The 17,260-nt window shown below is 42.5% G+C and carries 17 protein-coding genes and 1 tRNA gene; 15 read left to right on the top strand and 3 right to left on the bottom strand.

The window, feature by feature from the left end; all coding sequences use genetic code 11:
* Positions 1-17 precede the first annotated feature (17 nt).
* From trxB to IOC57_RS08525, 6 genes are all read left to right on the top strand, one after another.
* The gene (gene trxB / locus IOC57_RS08550) at positions 18-965 is read left to right on the top strand and encodes a thioredoxin-disulfide reductase (RefSeq protein WP_207438321.1); all 948 of its coding nucleotides are present in this window, start codon (positions 18-20) and stop codon (positions 963-965) included.
* 555 nt (positions 966-1,520) lie between these two features.
* Positions 1,521-1,979 carry an NUDIX hydrolase gene (locus IOC57_RS08545; protein ID WP_207438320.1) on the top strand — a complete coding sequence of 153 codons (459 nt, stop codon included), beginning with the start codon at positions 1,521-1,523 and terminating at the stop codon, positions 1,977-1,979.
* Between the two features lie 45 nt (positions 1,980-2,024).
* The gene (gene rapZ, locus IOC57_RS08540) at positions 2,025-2,924 is read left to right on the top strand and encodes an RNase adapter RapZ (protein WP_207438319.1); all 900 of its coding nucleotides are present in this window, start codon (positions 2,025-2,027) and stop codon (positions 2,922-2,924) included.
* Complete coding sequence (locus IOC57_RS08535) at positions 2,914-3,900, top strand: gluconeogenesis factor YvcK family protein (protein ID WP_207438318.1); 987 nt, start codon at positions 2,914-2,916, stop codon at positions 3,898-3,900. Before rapZ ends, IOC57_RS08535 begins: the two co-directional genes overlap by 11 nt.
* A 66-nt stretch (positions 3,901-3,966) precedes the next feature.
* Positions 3,967-4,920: a DNA-binding protein WhiA gene (gene whiA / locus IOC57_RS08530; protein WP_207438317.1), complete on the top strand. Its 954-nt coding sequence runs from the start codon at positions 3,967-3,969 to the stop codon at positions 4,918-4,920.
* 20 nt (positions 4,921-4,940) lie between these two features.
* A complete protein-coding gene (locus tag IOC57_RS08525; RefSeq protein ID WP_207438316.1) occupies positions 4,941-5,198 on the top strand; it encodes an HPr family phosphocarrier protein in 258 nt (85 codons plus the stop codon).
* Positions 5,199-5,295: 97 nt separating this feature from the next.
* Here the strand turns inward: IOC57_RS08525 and clpP are convergent, their stop codons facing one another.
* A complete protein-coding gene (gene clpP, locus IOC57_RS08520) occupies positions 5,296-5,904 on the bottom strand; it encodes an ATP-dependent Clp endopeptidase proteolytic subunit ClpP (protein WP_063233960.1) in 609 nt (202 codons plus the stop codon).
* A gap of 287 nt (positions 5,905-6,191) precedes the next feature.
* Here clpP and IOC57_RS08515 point away from each other — a divergent pair.
* The 9 genes from IOC57_RS08515 to eno all read left to right on the top strand — a co-directional run bounded on the left by IOC57_RS08515 (position 6,192) and on the right by eno (position 15,484).
* Positions 6,192-6,263: transfer RNA gene (locus IOC57_RS08515), tRNA-Arg, on the top strand.
* A gap of 317 nt (positions 6,264-6,580) precedes the next feature.
* Positions 6,581-7,918, top strand: a complete 1,338-nt coding sequence (rpoN, locus tag IOC57_RS08510) for an RNA polymerase factor sigma-54 (protein WP_309487689.1) — start codon at positions 6,581-6,583, stop codon at positions 7,916-7,918.
* A 14-nt stretch (positions 7,919-7,932) separates the two neighbouring features.
* Positions 7,933-8,175, top strand: coding sequence for a glutaredoxin family protein (locus tag IOC57_RS08505; RefSeq protein WP_286184649.1), 243 nt, complete (start codon positions 7,933-7,935; stop codon positions 8,173-8,175).
* A 139-nt stretch (positions 8,176-8,314) separates the two neighbouring features.
* Positions 8,315-9,349: a sugar-binding transcriptional regulator gene (locus IOC57_RS08500; RefSeq protein ID WP_207438314.1), complete on the top strand. Its 1,035-nt coding sequence runs from the start codon at positions 8,315-8,317 to the stop codon at positions 9,347-9,349.
* 32 nt (positions 9,350-9,381) lie between these two features.
* On the top strand, positions 9,382-10,389 hold the full coding sequence (gap, locus tag IOC57_RS08495) for a type I glyceraldehyde-3-phosphate dehydrogenase (RefSeq protein ID WP_207438313.1): 1,008 nt from the start codon (positions 9,382-9,384) through the stop codon (positions 10,387-10,389).
* Positions 10,390-10,636: 247 nt separating this feature from the next.
* On the top strand, positions 10,637-11,821 hold the full coding sequence (locus IOC57_RS08490) for a phosphoglycerate kinase (protein WP_207438312.1): 1,185 nt from the start codon (positions 10,637-10,639) through the stop codon (positions 11,819-11,821).
* Between the two features lie 46 nt (positions 11,822-11,867).
* Positions 11,868-12,629 (top strand): triose-phosphate isomerase, encoded by a 762-nt coding sequence (gene tpiA, locus IOC57_RS08485; protein ID WP_207438311.1) that lies wholly within the window; start codon positions 11,868-11,870, stop codon positions 12,627-12,629.
* Positions 12,622-14,157, top strand: a complete 1,536-nt coding sequence (gene gpmI / locus IOC57_RS08480) for a 2,3-bisphosphoglycerate-independent phosphoglycerate mutase (protein ID WP_207438310.1) — start codon at positions 12,622-12,624, stop codon at positions 14,155-14,157. The genes tpiA and gpmI overlap by 8 nt, the downstream gene beginning before the upstream one ends.
* Positions 14,158-14,188: 31 nt before the next feature.
* Positions 14,189-15,484 (top strand): phosphopyruvate hydratase, encoded by a 1,296-nt coding sequence (gene eno / locus IOC57_RS08475; RefSeq protein WP_063574712.1) that lies wholly within the window; start codon positions 14,189-14,191, stop codon positions 15,482-15,484.
* Between the two features lie 223 nt (positions 15,485-15,707).
* Here eno and IOC57_RS08470 read toward each other — a convergent pair whose 3' ends face one another.
* Positions 15,708-16,532 (bottom strand): M15 family metallopeptidase, encoded by an 825-nt coding sequence (locus IOC57_RS08470; protein ID WP_207438309.1) that lies wholly within the window; start codon positions 16,530-16,532, stop codon positions 15,708-15,710.
* A 55-nt stretch (positions 16,533-16,587) separates the two neighbouring features.
* Positions 16,588-17,130 carry a hypothetical protein gene (locus IOC57_RS08465; RefSeq protein WP_207438308.1) on the bottom strand — a complete coding sequence of 181 codons (543 nt, stop codon included), beginning with the start codon at positions 17,128-17,130 and terminating at the stop codon, positions 16,588-16,590.
* Positions 17,131-17,260 lie beyond the last annotated feature (130 nt).

The raw sequence follows: 17,260 nt of genomic DNA, 5'->3' as shown, positions 1-17,260 counted from the left end.
TATGGAGGAGTGAAAACATGTCTGAAAAAATTTATGACGTTGTTATTATTGGAGCTGGTCCTGCAGGGATGACGGCGGCTGTCTATACATCACGCGCGAACCTTTCAACATTGATGTTAGAACGCGGAGTACCGGGCGGGCAAATGGCCAATACGGAGGAAGTTGAAAATTACCCTGGATTCGACACGATACTCGGACCTGAACTTTCAACGAAAATGTTCGACCATGCAAAGAAATTCGGCGCGGAGTATGCCTATGGGGATGTTAAGGAAATCATTGACGGTGATGAGTATAAAACGATCAAAGCCGGTTCCAAGGAATTCAAAGCACGTTCAATCATCATTTCATCTGGTGCCGAATACAAGAAAATCGGCGTTCCTGGCGAAAAAGAATTGGGCGGCCGCGGTGTATCGTATTGTGCAGTTTGTGATGGTGCATTCTTCAAGCAAAAAGAACTGTTCGTTATTGGCGGCGGGGACTCTGCTGTTGAAGAGGGTGTTTACTTAACCCGCTTTGCTTCAAAAGTGACGATCGTTCACAGACGTGGCGAACTTCGTGCTCAAAAGATACTTCAAGATCGGGCATTTGCCAATGAGAAAATTAACTTCATCTGGAATCATACTTTGAAGGAAATCAATGAAAAAGGCGGCAAAGTCGGCGGGGTCACTCTAGTTTCCACTGAAAACGGAGAAGAGAAAGTGATGGACGCAGACGGTGTATTCATTTATATCGGAATGCTTCCGCTAACTAAACCATTTGAGAACTTGGGCATCTTGAATTCCACAGGCTATATTGAAACGAATGATCGGATGGAAACAAGTGTCCCTGGTATTTTTGCTGCTGGTGACGTCCGTGAAAAAACATTGCGCCAAATCGTTACAGCTACAGGCGATGGTAGCATTGCCGCTCAATCCGCTCAGCATTTCGTTGAGGAACTTCAAGAAAAATTGCAGCCAAAGGCTTGATTTCAAGGGAATATACAATCGTAATTCCGTTTTAACGGTGTTGTAACACGTGTGAAATAATGATTGGTTATAGTGGGGGTAGAAGTTGACCCCCTTTTATTATAAACGTTTAAGGACACAGATTAAGTTTCTGTGTCTTTTTTTTGTTTTCCTGCTTTAAGACTATATCTTTAGTTCCAATTTTTAGGGTGTTTTTAAATGTTTTTTAATGTGAAGTAAACCAACCCTTTGCATGTAGGCTGCGAAAGTGGAGAAGAATAGGTGTTAAGCAGGATAACGGCTCACCTCCGTGATTCCTTGCGAAGGGATATTCCCTCAATGCAGGAAGTTTACTTTATTGTTAGCTCATTTCAAAAATAGTATAATGATAAGATAGACTACACATATATATATTTCATAATGGTAAGAAGATGAAAAATACAACTTGTTTGAACTATTAGCATTTGTAAATCGCCAAATGGATATCTAGCGGCGGTTTAAGGATATAAACTGAATCTCTTTAACACGGGGGGTGAAGGTTTCTATAGTCGAGCAGATCCAATTGAGGTGAAGAACGTGCAACGTGTCACAAACTGTGTATTGATCAAAGATAATCAAATCCTCTTATTGAAAAAGCCTAGACGCGGATGGTGGGTAGCTCCAGGCGGCAAGATGGAGCCTGGGGAATCTGTTCGCGATGCTTGCATTAGGGAATATCGCGAAGAAACGGGCGTTTATTTAAAAAACCCTTCCATCAAAGGTATTTTCACCTTCATTATGAAGGACGGAGATAAGGTTTTGTCAGAATGGATGATGTTCACTTTCTTTGCAACGGAATCCGATGGTGTAAATGTGGATGTTTGTGAAGAAGGGGAACTTAGCTGGCATCCGGTTGAAGATGTTAAAAAGCTGATGATGGCTGAAGGTGATTTCCACATCCTGGACTATATGGTTCATGGAAGTGGGATCATCTATGGAACCTTTACCTATACGCCTGAGTTCAAGCTGCTTTCTTACCGATTGGATCCAGGCTAATTTTCATATATAAAAAAGATTGCTATACATGGGGGCGGAGAAACTATGAGTACAGGGCAGATGAGTGAAACGCAATTGGTCATCATTACCGGAATGTCCGGAGCAGGTAAGACGGTGGCGGTGCAAAGTTTTGAAGACCTCGGCTTTTTTTGCGTCGATAATTTGCCGCCCACGCTATTACCAAAGTTTTTGGAGTTAATGAAGGACTCCGGGAATAAGATGAATAAAGTGGCCCTTGTCATGGATTTAAGGGGAAGGGAGTTTTTTGATTCCTTATTTCTTGCACTGGATCATTTAACGGATACAGCTGCAGTATCACCAAGAATCCTTTTTCTTGAAGCGGATGATGATTCCTTGGTCCGCAGATATAAGGAAACGAGAAGGACCCACCCTCTTGCTCCATTAGGCCGGCCATTGGAAGGCATTAAAATGGAACGGGAACTTTTGGATGAATTGAAGGGAAGGGCTCAGTTGATCTTTAATACTTCCCACCTGAAACCGCGCGAATTGAGGGAGAAAATCGCTTCGGAATTTTCTGCCGATAAAAGTGTCGGTTTTACAGTCAATGTCATGTCGTTCGGGTTCAAGCATGGTCTGCCCATAGATGCCGATCTTGTATTTGATGTAAGATTCCTGCCGAATCCATATTATATTGACCATATGAGGCCAAGGACTGGCTTGGAACAGGAAGTGTCGGGCTATGTTTTAAAATGGAGCGAGACGCAAAAATTCCTGGAAAAAGTGACCGATCTGCTCGCTTTCATGCTTCCGTATTATAAACGTGAAGGGAAAGCACAGCTTGTTGTTGCGATTGGGTGTACAGGCGGTCAGCACCGTTCTGTAGCACTGACGGAGTATATTTCAAACCACTTCAAAAAGGATTACAGGGTTCAAGTGTCACATCGCGATATCGAAAAAAGTAAGGGGAAAGCAGATGTTAGATAAAAAGAAACAACCTAAGGTTGTGATCATTGGAGGGGGAACCGGCCTTCCCGTTTTGTTGAGAGGGTTAAAGAAGCATCCGGTGGATATAACGGCAATCGTAACGGTAGCTGATGACGGTGGAAGTTCAGGCCGCCTTCGCGAGGATATGGATATTCCCGCTCCGGGTGATATTCGTAACGTGCTGGCTGCGTTATCGGATGTAGAACCCCTTGTTGAACAAATGTTTCAACATCGCTTTCAGAGTAAAAATGAGTTGTCCGGGCATTCGCTGGGGAATTTGATACTTGCGGCAATGACCTCGTTGACAGGGGATTTCGTCCATGCGATCCAGGAAATGAGTAAATTTCTTAATGTCCGCGGTAAAGTGCTTCCGGCTGCCAACCAAAGTGTGGTTCTCCATGCGGAGATGGATGACGGAACGATAATTACAGGAGAATCCAAGATTCCCTTCTCAGGAAAGAAAATAAAAAAAGTGTTTCTGTCTCCCCATCATATAAAGCCGCTTAGTGAAACTCTCCAGGAAATCAAGCAGGCTGATCTTATTGTCATAGGTCCAGGAAGCCTATATACTAGCATTCTGCCTAACTTACTTGTCCCTGGTTTAGGAGAAGAGGTTGGCCGTTCCAAGGCTAAGAAGGTGTACATCTGCAATTTGATGACACAGGCCGGCGAGACGCTGGATTATAGTGCGAGCGATCATATAAAAGCGATATATGACCATATGGGAAATGCATATATTGACAGGATACTTGTTAATAATGAGGAAATACCAACCGAGATTCAGCAACGCTACCAAGCTGAATATGCCAAACCGGTCATGTATGATGTGGAAAGTTTAAAACGGATGGGTCTTGAAATCATACAAGAACGCATTTTCAGCTATGAAGGGAATGTAATACGCCATGATACGAAAAAAGTGGCGGATTTGCTTTATAATATGCTTGTAAATGAAACAAAAAGCCACATAGTTCCGTAGATATAAGCGGGGACGTTTTTTTATTGATAAAAATAGATTACCTGCGTTCGATTGGGGGTGAAATGGATGTCTTTTGCTTCAGAAACGAAAAAAGAGCTTACTACATTAGAGGGAAAGGATTGCTGTGGTAAAGCGGAATTGTGTGCGCTTATCCGGATGAACGGATCCCTTTCATTTTCTAATCGGAAGCTTGTTGTGGATATTCAAACGGAAAATGCCGCGATTGCCAGAAGGATTTATACGCTGCTGAAAAAAAGTTATGAGGTCCAGGTCGAGCTGTTGGTCCGTAAAAAGATGAAGCTTAAAAAGAATAATGTATATATTGTCAGGATGTCATCCGGAGGGCAGCGGATTTTAACCGATTTGGAAATTTTAGGGGAAGGTTTTGAAATTCTCCATGAAATATCCGATACTATTGTTGGGAAGAAATGCTGTAAGCGTTCATACCTAAGAGGTGCATTTCTTGCGGGGGGGTCGGTAAATAATCCGGAAACGTCTTCCTATCACCTTGAGATTTTCTCACTTTATAAAGAGCACAATGATGCCCTTTGTGAGTTAATGAATAAGTTTGGCTTGAAGGCCAAGACGCTTGAACGCAAGAAAGGGTACATCATTTATTTGAAAGAAGCCGAAAAGATTGCCGAGTTTTTAAGCATAGTTGGCGCCCATTCAGCTCTATTAAGGTTCGAGGATGTCCGGATTGTCCGTGATATGCGTAATTCAGTGAATCGGCTTGTGAATTGTGAAACAGCTAATTTGAACAAAACGATCGGGGCCTCATTGCGCCAGGTTGAAAATATCCATTATATCGATGATACGGTAGGACTAAGCATTTTACCGGATAAGCTTCGGGAAATTGCGGAACTTAGGATAGCGTTTCAGGATATAACCTTGAAGGAACTTGGGGAAATGGTATCCGGGGGAACCATCAGTAAGTCCGGGATTAATCACCGATTACGAAAAATTGATGAAATAGCTGACAGGCTCCGTGGGGGAGAGGCTATTGCTGCGAAAAAATAAAACTAACAGGGGAGATCAAGATGGTGGAAAAACAAGTTGAGGTAAAATTGAAAACGGGTTTGCAAGCACGGCCGGCGGCTCTTTTTGTACAAGAAGCTAACCGCTTTCATTCAGATGTTTTTCTTGAAAAAGAAGGAAAGAAAGTGAATGCAAAAAGTATAATGGGGTTAATGAGCCTTGCCATCAGTTCTGGCGTGTCCGTGAAATTAATCGTTGAAGGACGCGATGAAAAAGAAGCGTTAGCGGCACTGGAAGAGTTCGTTCAGCAAGAGGGTTAAAGGAAAAGGATGCCAAAAGTGCATCCTTTTTCCTTTATCATGTAAAAAAGGCTCCGGGAGTCGCTTAAGGCGATCTCCGGAGCCTTTTGTTGCATGATTATTTAGAGTCCTTTTTATCATCAAGGATGCTGCGCGTGATGACTTTGTCAATCAAGCCATATTCAAGAGCTCTTTCGGAAGTCATGAAGTTATCACGTTCCGTATCCCTTTGAAGGACTTCAATAGGCTGTCCAGTCCGCTCTGCTAAAATTTGGTTAAGTTTATCTTTCAAGTGAAGGATACGGCGGGCAGCTATTTCAATTTCCGTAGCTTGACCTTGAGCTCCTCCAAGCGGTTGGTGAATCATGACTTCACTGTTTGGCAACGCATAACGTTTGCCTTTTTCGCCAGCGGCCAATAGGAAAGCACCCATGGAAGCGGCCATACCGATGCATACTGTGGATACATTAGGTTTGATATATTGCATAGTATCGTAAATGGCCATGCCTGAAGTGATGCTTCCACCTGGGCTGTTGATATATAGAGTGATATCTTTTTCAGGATTTTCCGCTTCTAAAAATAGTAATTGAGCAACAATGGAGTTGGAAACATTATCGTCAATTGCACTTCCTAGCATAATGATCCGGTCTTTTAATAAACGGGAGTAAATATCGTAGGCACGCTCCCCACGACTTGTTTGTTCGATAACTGTAGGAATTAAATTCATGTTCATTTCCTCCTTCGATTAAGAGAATCATTTAAATTCTTTATGTATGTATGATACACTTTTTGGTCAATTTAGGTCAAACAAAACAAACCCTATAATGAATAATTTGTTCGACAATTTTCTGGCTAAGGCTCCTTCCTGATAGATTCCTTTATTTTATGCCGTACAGGGATGAATTTCCACATTACCCATAATACCCAAAAGAAGAAGTTTTAAACCTGATAACCCTTGCAAAGGAGGGGATTCTATCATATAATGAAGTCTGTTGAAAAAATATTTTCTATTACGCCCTCGTAGTGCAACGGATAGAACGCAAGCCTCCGAAGCTTGAAATGCAGGTTCGATTCCTGCCGAGGGCATTACCAATCTTCTGCTTAATAAAGCGGGGGATTTTTTATTGGTCATTTTTAAGGAGGGTCCCTAAGGTTTTTGGCGAATTTACTCGTTTTCCGTAATATTTCATCGAATCCTGGAACGTCAGTCCTGTCTTGAAAATATTCGCCCACCCTATTGAAGAAAGGTGATTTTTCAATAAAAGTAGTTGTTAAATTTGCATTTCTAACATATAGTATTTAAAACAAATAAACTATTCAGAAAAAAACGTAAGCGTTTTCATGGGTTTTTGTGTAGAATTTTCTCCTGATAATGTAAAATGGAGTGGGGGAGGGATGAATCGATGAGTATGAATATGAAAGCAGGACTTTTTCAACAGCAAACATTAAAGATGGCAATGACCCAGGAGCTTATGCAAGCTATTACATTGCTGCAATATTCCTCGCAGGAGCTATCGGCTTTTTTAGAAAATAAAATGGTGGAGAATCCTTTACTGTCCATAGATCAGCCAACATCTACTTTATTTCAGCCGACTTTTGATCGGAAAAAGGGGAAAAGGACTCTAAAGAATACGTATGATGCCAATTATTGGATTGAGCAGATCAGTGAAGATACAGTATCGCTTGAACAGCATATCATGTCCCAGGTGAATCACCAGCAGCTTTCCGGTGAGCAGCATAAGGCAATGCTGCTATTAATTCATAACCTTGATGAAAACGGTTACTTAAGGACTCAGCTGGATGATATATGTATCAAAGGCATATCCCCGGTCGTTTTGGAAGAAAGCCTCTCAATTTTACAGCAACTCGAGCCGCATGGAATTGGGGCGAGGAATCTTCAGGAGTGCCTTTTGCTTCAGGTGAAAGCAGAAGGGGTGAATCTGCTGGCAGAATCGATCATAGAAAACCATTTCCTCGGTTTTGCTGAAAAGCGCTGGAAAGACTTAAGTAAGAAAATCGGTGTTACAATGAAGGAGATTCAAGAAGTATTTGATTATGTCCAGACGTTGAACCCGCGCCCGGCTTCACTCTTTTTTCAGGAAAAACCTTCTTATATAGTGCCGGATGTGGTCGTGGAAGTTCGGGATGGCATGCTCCTTGTCGGAAATTATGATGGTAACACACCCAATCTTAAAGTGGAAAAAGGGTATTTAAACCGAATGAAGAGCCATAAGGATCAGGGTGTTCAACGGTTTATCCAGGATAAGTGGCAGGAATACCAATGGATATCCAGAGGGATCCAACAGAGAAAAGAAACTATATTGAAGGTCATTCAGTGCATCGTCGAAAAACAGCCGGCGTGCTTTCATCATGGCCTGAACTATTTGAAGCCGATGACGATGAAAGAAGTCGCTGACGAACTTGGTATACATGAGTCCACAGTTAGCCGGGCGGTTAAAGGGAAGTACGTGCAGACACCATTCGGCACGATAGAGATGCGGATATTTTTCACTACTTCATTACAGTCGGTCGGCCTAGATGAGGATATGTCGGGCATGCAAGCAAAAAAGAGCCTACAGGCAGCTATCAATGGGGAAAATAAACAAAAGCCGCTTTCAGATCAAGACCTGGCAGAGCAGTTGAAAGAGGAGCATGGAATTATCCTGGCCCGCCGGACCGTTGCCAAATACCGGGAACAATTAGGGATCCCCTCTTCATCTAAACGAAAAAGATATGATTGAAAAGGATGAGTGGTTTGGAATCGAATGCGTTTGTTTTATATAGTAGGGATAAATGCCCGTTATGTGATAAAGCCAAGCAGGTACTAGAAGAAGTGAAAGACGAGTCAGGCATAGGCTATAAGGAAATCGATATTCATACGGATGATGATTTGCTTGAGAAATTCGGGCTGATGATTCCTGTCGTTAAATGGAAAGATGACATCGTCCAATTTGGAAATGTTGATAAATCAGCTCTAAATCAGCTTTTGGAAAAATAATTTTTCAAATCATTTGAAGAAACATTCCGTTCCTGCTAGAATAAAATATGTAGCAGGAATATTTTTTTGTTTTAAGCGGGACAGAAAATGACTACGCGGGACATAATGTGTCCAACTTAACTTTTTAGGAGTTTTAAATATGCGTACATTACTCGAGGTACAAAGAAAATTATTACCGGATTTCCTTTTGGTTATGCAAAAAAGATATGATATCCTGCGTTATATCAAAATGATGCAGCCGGTTGGAAGGCGCAGTCTGTCCGTGAGCCTTAATTTGACAGAGCGGACGCTTAGAGGCGAGGTTGATTTTCTGAAAAGTCAGAACCTGGTTAACATATTCAGCTCTGGCATGACGCTGACTGATGAAGGGATTGAAATCCTGGATAAGTTAGAAGGAATAATGCGTGAAGTAATGGGTATAGACATAATGGAACGGCAATTGCAGGATTTGTTACATGTGGATGAAGTCATTATTGTTTCAGGAAATTGTGACGAGACCCCATGGGTGAAAAAAGAATTGGGTAAAGCTTGTGCAAACCGTATGAAACGAGAATGGAATTCAAAGAATATCATTGCGGTTACTGGCGGATCGACAATGGCTGAAGTGGCTGATTCGTTGTCACCTGATGAAGCATCCAGGAAATTGACATTTGTTCCAGCCCGCGGTGGAATTGGTGAAGCAGTGCAGAATCAGGCCAACACGATTGTCGAAAAAATGGCACAGAAGGCACAAGCCTCATACAGAGTGTTATATGTACCCGATCAATTAAGCGGTGAGGTTTATGCTTCATTTCAGAAGGAACCTGCAATTAAAGAAGTGATTTCACAAATCAAATCTGCCGATATGATCATTCATGGAATCGGTGATGCCATGGCGATGGCAGAGAGAAGAAATTCTTCACCAGAAATGTTAAAGAAGCTGTTAGATGGAAAGGCTGTAGGAGAGGCATTCGGTTATTATTACGATGAAAATGGCAAGGTTGTTCATAAAGTTTTGACAGTAGGCATCCAGTTAGATGATCTTAGCCCTGAAAAGCGAGTGATAACTGTGGCTGGTGGTAAAACTAAAGCAAAGGCTATCCGGTCCTACATGAAAGGCGCTCCTTCATCAACCGTTTTGATCACGGATGAAGCGGCGGCACAAGAGTTAATTCAGGGGAATTACACCCCTTAATATATTTGCGAACTTAAAAGGAGGAATTTTTCATGGCAGTAAAAGTTGGTATTAATGGTTTTGGACGTATTGGACGTAATGTATTTCGTGCAGCATTGAGTAATCCTGGGGTAGAGATTGTGGCTATTAATGACTTAACGGATGCTAATATGTTAGCGCACCTTCTTCAATATGATACAATTCATGGCTCCCTTAATGAAAAAGTAACAGTTGATGGAGATTACCTTGTTGTTGATGGTCATAAAGTCAAAGTATTGGCTGAACGTGACCCTGCACAATTAGCATGGGGTGAACTGGGAGTAGAAGTAGTTGTAGAATCTACAGGACGTTTCACAAAACGTTCAGATGCAGCTAAGCATTTAGAAGCTGGCGCGAAAAAAGTAATCATCTCTGCTCCTGCATCTGATGAAGATATCACAATTGTCATGGGTGTAAACGAAGACAAATATGATGCAGCAAACCACCATGTAATCTCTAATGCATCTTGTACAACGAACTGCTTGGCTCCATTTGCTAAAGTGCTTCATGAACAATTCGGGATCAAACGCGGTATGATGACTACTGTTCACTCATATACCAATGATCAGCAAATCCTTGATTTGCCTCATAAAGATTACCGCCGTGCACGTGCAGCTGCCGAGAATATCATTCCTACAACAACTGGGGCGGCAAAAGCTGTTGCACTTGTACTTCCTGAACTTAAAGGGAAATTGAATGGTATGGCAATGCGCGTACCTACTCCAAACGTTTCTGTAGTCGACCTTGTTGCAGAGCTTGAAAAAGATACAACAGTTGAAGAAGTTAATGCAGCATTCAAAAAGGCTTCTGAAGGCGAATTGAAAGGAATTCTTGAGTACAGCGAACTTCCGCTAGTATCAACTGACTATAACGGTAACCCATCATCATCTACAATTGATGCCCTTTCTACAATGGTAATGGAAGGAAACATGGTTAAAGTATTATCTTGGTATGATAATGAAACTGGATATTCTAGCCGTGTTGTTGATTTAATCGACTATTTGGCTAAAAAAGGATTGTAATTAGAATAATAAAAAACCTCACCAAGGTGAGGTTTTTTTTATCACCCCCCCTAAAAAAACTTGGCAGAAGATGATATTATTAGTAAGTCATTAGTCAGTCAAGCGTTTACATTTCTTGTTTTTGGATAATTTCCTGGAAACCGACTATAATGAAAAAGAGAAAAGGGGAGTTGGGAAATTTACCCTCTCCCTTTTTGACTAAAAGAATCAAAAATATGATAACAATATCTAAGGAGGTTCTTGGATTATGAATAAAAAGTCGATTAGAGATATTGAATTAAAGGGGAAACGCGTATTTTGCCGTGTTGATTTCAACGTGCCGATGCAGGACGGAAAGATTTCGGATGATACGAGAATCAAAGCTGCACTGCCGACGATTTCCTATCTGACAGAACAAGGCGCTAAAGTCATCTTAGCGAGCCACCTTGGCCGTCCTAAAGGACAAGTCGTTGAAGAATTGCGTTTAGCACCTGTTGCGGAAAGACTAAGCGAACTTAGTGGCAAAGATGTGCAAAAGGCAGAAGAGTCTTACGGCCAGACTGTTCAATCAATCATTGATAACATGCAAAATGGCGAGATCCTGTTGTTGGAAAATGTTCGTTTCTACCCAGGGGAAGAGAAGAACGATCAAGAATTGGCGAAGTCATTTGCTGCATTGGCTGATGTTTATGTTAACGATGCATTCGGAGCTGCGCATCGTGCACATGCTTCAACTGAAGGAATAGCACACCATCTCCCAGCTGTTGCCGGATTGCTGATGGAAAAAGAGCTTTCTGTATTAGGAAAAGCCCTATCCAACCCAGAACGTCCTTTTACAGCTATAATTGGCGGAGCAAAAGTAAAGGATAAGATAGGCGTTATCGAAAACCTTTTGGAAAAAGTCGATCACTTGATCATTGGTGGAGGACTGGGTTATACATTTATTAAAGCTCAAGGTCATGAAATCGGTAATTCTTTATTGGAAGAAGACAAAATAGAATTGGCCAAATCTTTCATCGAAAGTGCAAAAGAAAAAGGCGTAAAACTTCATTTGCCTATCGATGCAGTCGTAACGGCTGAATTTTCACCTGATGCAGAGACGGAGAATGTCGATATCGATGCTATTCCTAATGATAAAATGGCTCTTGATATCGGTCCAAAAACAAGTGGATTATTTGCGGATGTAATCAAAAGTTCTAAGCTTGTCATTTGGAATGGGCCAATGGGGGTATTCGAGTTCGATAAATTTGCGAACGGAACGAGAACGGTTGCCGAAGCATTGGCGGAAGCAAAAGGTACCTACAGCATTGTAGGCGGTGGGGATTCAGCTGCAGCTGCAGAAAAGTTCGGCTTGGCCGAAAAGATGTCCCATATTTCGACTGGCGGCGGCGCATCTCTTGAGTTCATGGAAGGCAAAGTGTTGCCTGGCGTCGTGGCGTTGAACGATAAATAAGATTAAGCCGTTACATATTTCAACTTTAGAAGGGATGAGAAACCAAATGCGTAAACCGATTATTGCAGGAAACTGGAAAATGAATAAAACACTATCTGAGGCGACTGCCTTTTTAGAAGAAGTGAGCAATTTGATTCCGAAGAAAGATGTAATCGATACGGTTGTATGTGCTCCAGCTTTATTTTTGGATCAGCTGGTTCAAGCAGCAAAAGGAACCGATGTGAAAATCGGGGCGCAGAACATGCACTTTGAAGAAAGCGGTGCTTTCACAGGGGAAATCAGTCCAATCGCATTAGCTGATCTTGGTGTATCCTACGTCATTCTTGGTCATTCTGAACGCCGGGAAATGTTCAACGAAACGGATGAAGCCGTTAATAAAAAAGCTCATGCCGCTTTTGCCCACCAGTTGACCCCAATCGTTTGCTGCGGTGAAACACTTGAGCAAAGGGAAGCTGGCGAAACGAATGATTTCGTAGGTAGCCAGATTGAAAAAGGGCTAGCAGGGTTATCTGACGAACAATTGAAGCAAGCCGTTATTGCTTATGAGCCGATTTGGGCAATTGGAACAGGGAAATCATCATCTGCTCAAGATGCAAATGAAGTTTGTGCGCATATCCGCTCAGTTGTTGCCGACAAATTTTCAAATGAAGCAGCTGCATCCATCCGCATTCAGTACGGTGGCAGTGTAAAACCTGAGAATATTAAAGAGTACATGGCACAACCTGATATAGATGGTGCGTTGGTTGGCGGTGCAAGCTTGAAAACCGGTTCGTTTTTACAATTGCTGGAGGCTGGTCACTATGAGTAAGTCGCCTGTGGCACTTATCATCTTAGACGGTTTTGGCTGCCGTAGCGAAGAAAAGGGAAATGCTGTTTATCATGCGAAAAAACCGAACTTTGACCGTTATTGGGAACAGTATCCTCATTCCCATTTAACTGCAAGCGGGGAAGCGGTCGGTTTGCCTGCAGGTCAAATGGGGAACTCGGAAGTGGGGCATTTGAATATCGGGGCAGGGCGGATCGTTTATCAAAGTCTGACCCGTGTGAACCTGGCTATCCGTGAAGGCGAGTTCGCACAAAATCCAACTTTGGTTGATGCCATGAGCCATACCAAGAAAAAAGGCACGGACCTTCACCTTTTCGGTCTTCTTTCAGATGGAGGCGTACACAGTCATATTGAACATATGTATGCCCTGCTGAAATTGGCCGCTAAAGAAGGAGTCAAAAATGTATATGTACATGCATTTTTAGATGGCCGAGATGTCGGACCGAAAACGGCCCAGGGTTATATTAAGGAAGCGGAAGCAAAAATGAAGGAAATCGGTGTTGGCCAGTTTGCGACCATATCCGGAAGATATTATTCGATGGACCGTGATAAGCGCTGGGAACGTGTGGAGAAATCCTACCGTTCGATGGTGTATGGTGATGGCCCTGCTTACTCTTCTGCGATGGAATGTGTCGAGGATTCGTACGAACATGGTATTTTTGATGAATTCGTGATACCTTCAGTTATAACGGCGGAAGACGGTAAACCTGTGGCAACGATTAAAGATGACGATGCCGTAATCTTTTATAACTTCCGTCCAGACCGGGCGATCCAGATTTCCAATACGTTCACGAATGAGGATTTTCGCTCATTTGACCGCGGCCCAGGACATCCGAAGCATCTCCATTTTGTCTGCTTGACACATTTTTCAGAAACAGTTGATGGATATGTTGCATTTAATCCGACAAATCTTGATAATACATTAGGGGAAGTACTTTCCCAAAACCAGCTTACCCAGCTTCGTATCGCTGAAACTGAAAAATATCCTCATGTGACGTTTTTCATGAGCGGCGGACGTGAAGAGAAGTTTCCTGGTGAAGAGAGGATTTTAATTAATTCTCCGAAAGTCGCTACATATGATTTACAACCGGAAATGAGTGCTTATGAAGTAACGGATGCATTAGTGGAACAAATTGAGGCTGATCGTTTTGATGCCATTCTCTTGAATTTTGCCAACCCCGACATGGTTGGTCATTCAGGGATGCTTGAGCCTACTATTAAAGCGATTGAAACAGTGGATGAATGCCTAGGCAGGATTGTCGATTTAATCGTCTCAAAAGGCGGTACAGCAATCATTACCGCTGACCATGGGAACGCTGATGAAGTCATAACGCTTGAAGGCAACCCCATGACAGCCCATACTACGAATCCCGTGCCTGTCATTATCACTAAAAATCAGGTAACATTAAGAACAGGTGGTATTCTAGGCGATTTAGCTCCAACGATGCTTGATTTGCTTGGAGTCGAAAAACCTGTTGAAATGACAGGGAAATCCCTATTATCTAAATAAAAATTGTGATTAGGAAAAGGAGAGATTTATAATGCCGTACATCGAACATGTATATGCACGCGAAGTGCTAGATTCCCGTGGTAATCCAACAATTGAAGTAGAAATCCAAACAGAGTCCGGATACTTCGGACGTGCAATCGTACCATCAGGTGCTTCAACAGGAGAACACGAAGCTGTTGAGCTTCGTGACGGAGATAAATCTCGCTACCTGGGTAAAGGGGTACAAAAAGCAGTCGATAATGTAAATGATATCATTGCTGAAGCTGTCATCGGTTTGGATGTAACGAACCAGGCAGGCCTTGACCTCACTATGATTGAATTGGATGGCACTGAAAATAAAGGTAACTTGGGAGCTAATGCAATCCTTGGCGTATCAATGGCTGCTGCCCATGCTGCTGCTGAATTTTCAGGTTTACCATTGTATCGTTACCTTGGAGGGTTCAATGCGAAACAACTTCCGACTCCAATGATGAACATCATTAACGGCGGATCACATGCCGATAACAATGTTGACTTCCAGGAATTCATGATCCTTCCTGTAGGAGCTCCTAGCTTCAAAGAAGCAGTTCGTATGGGTGCAGAAGTATTCCATGCATTGAAATCTGTCCTTTCTGCCAAAGGCTTGAATACGGCAGTCGGCGATGAAGGCGGCTTTGCGCCAAACCTTGGTTCAAACCGTGAAGCACTGCAAGTCATCATCGAGGCAATTGAAAAAGCTGGCTACAAGGCAGGCGAAGATATCTACCTTGGCATGGACGTAGCTTCATCTGAATTCTATAACAAGGAAACAGGCAAATATGATCTTGCAGGCGAGGGCCGCAATGGTGTTACATCCGAAGAAATGGTTGCCTTCTATGAAGAGTTAGTGAATGAATTCCCAATTCTATCCATCGAGGACGGCCTGGATGAAAATGACTGGGACGGCCACAAACTTTTAACGGAACGCATCGGTTCTAAAGTTCAACTTGTTGGTGACGATCTTTTCGTGACGAACACGAAAAAATTGGCTGAAGGCATTGAAAAAGGCATTGGTAACTCTATCCTGATCAAGGTGAACCAAATTGGTACATTGACTGAAACGTTTGATGCAATCGAAATGGCTAAACGCGCAGGCTACACTGCAGTCGTTTCCCACCGTTCCGGTGAAACGGAAGATGCAACCATTGCTGATATCGCCGTTGCAACAAACGCAGGACAAATCAAAACGGGTTCAATGTCCCGTACGGACCGTATCGCTAAATACAACCAACTTCTTCGCATCGAAGACCAGCTTGGTGACTTGGCTGTATATGGTGGCTTGAAATCTTTCTATAACTTGAAGAAGTAATTATTTTGGATTCCGCTTCTGACGAGAAGATGGATTCTGGACAGTAATCACTTTTCCCCTCCTATTCAATGTGGCGATCCACATTGAATAGGAGGTTTTTTGATGCTTATAAAGTCAGCTGGAATTACGTCCAGTCACTGATCTGAGCTTGGTTCAGGGTATTAATCAAACGTTTGATTAATACCATTTCATAAAAAAAGGTGCCGCATGGGGGCACCTTTTTTTATTTATCCGACACAGCTTCCACTGGTACGGCATTATAGTATTCTTCTAATGTACTCTTCGTTTCAAAAATTTCAGTTGCAGCATCAACACCGACATAGCGAATGTGCCATGGTTCGTATTTATAGCCTGTGATGTTTTCCTTGCCTTCCGGATAGCGGATGATAAAACCGTATTCATGGGCATGTTCTGCAAGCCAGGCCGCTTCATTCGTGTCACCGAAGCAGTCCTGGGCGGCACATGCACCGTCATGGGTCGTGACGTCAATCGCTAGACCCGTTTCATGCTCGCTTGTCCCAGGCATTGCACTGTAGGTTTTCGCTTTTTCTTCCCCGTCCTTAGCCACATAGTTGTTAAAGACAGCGATTTGCGTTTGATGTGAACGGTAAGCGGAAACACCGGCAAAGTGCATGTTTTCGCTTTCGGCAGCTTGGAACATCTCTTCAAGCGCTACTCCCGCTTCTTTTCGCATCATTCTTTTTTCAATTTTATCTTGAAAGATGAAATCCACTTTTGGATAGATAAGGTCATTAGGTTTGTAATCTTCCGGCAGGCTGTATTGTTTATTGACAAGTACAGGTATGCTTTCCGGGTTCGCTAACGTCTGAAGGCCAGCCTGTGCGGGTTCAGACGTTTCATCAACTTCTACCTGTCGTTGGGGCGTTTCCTTTGAATCATTATTCTTATCAGTCTCCGTCTTCGAATTCTGGGAGCTCGGCTGTTCTTCTTTTGGCTCTTTTTTTTCCTCGTTTGATTGGTCGAATGAGCATCCGGACAATAAAATGAAAGATGATAGAGCGGTTGCTGCAAATATAGGTTTTAACATATGAAAGGCCCCTTGCTTATAATATAAGATTTCCAATGAAAGTAGTGTTGAAAAATTATCGTGATAAGTAATCCCTTGTTAATTCACTTTGATATTTATCAAGAAATAAGCCAATCCAGACGACCATCAACAAAAAGGGATAATCATTACGGACTGCAGTTTCCACGACCGGATCAGACCAAAAGTTCGGAAGGAAACCTGACGACATCCTGATTGTCTCGAATGTGACAAGGGCGTGCAGCGATAACCAAAGAATCGTAAGGGTATTGGTCCCAAAACCAATGACCGCTGCTATGATGCTCAGCAAGGCGGCTGCTGCCCCGATCAGGAGGACATTGAAGCTGGATTGGAAAAAGTCGGTACTGCTATTGGAGAGTCCATTATAAATAATAGCAGTAAAATAAACGGTTGTCGTGATATATGCAGCAAATAATAAGTATCGATTTCCGTGATACTTTGCCAGCAGCAATAAAACCGGTGATAGGATGATTAATAGAACACTGATAAGATTGCTTCCGCCTGTCCATAAAGAATAGCCGGCAACCGCCGAGAATAGGATGGTCAGGAGATCAAGAATCCGAAGTATGGACTTAAACATGTTGACACCTCTTTCTCTATTTATGCAAATTATCTCAAACTTTGTTCCAAAAAGAAATAAATGACTATGGATATTTAGGAATTCCTACCATCATAGTATAACAAAGATTGTGGATATGTAGTGGGTGTGG

This window comes from Bacillus sp. SD075 (genome assembly GCF_017355165.1).
Classification (GTDB): domain Bacteria; phylum Bacillota; class Bacilli; order Bacillales; family DSM-1321; genus Peribacillus.
Note: the sequence above shows the minus strand (reverse complement) of the source record. Positions and strands in the feature narration are given on the sequence as shown.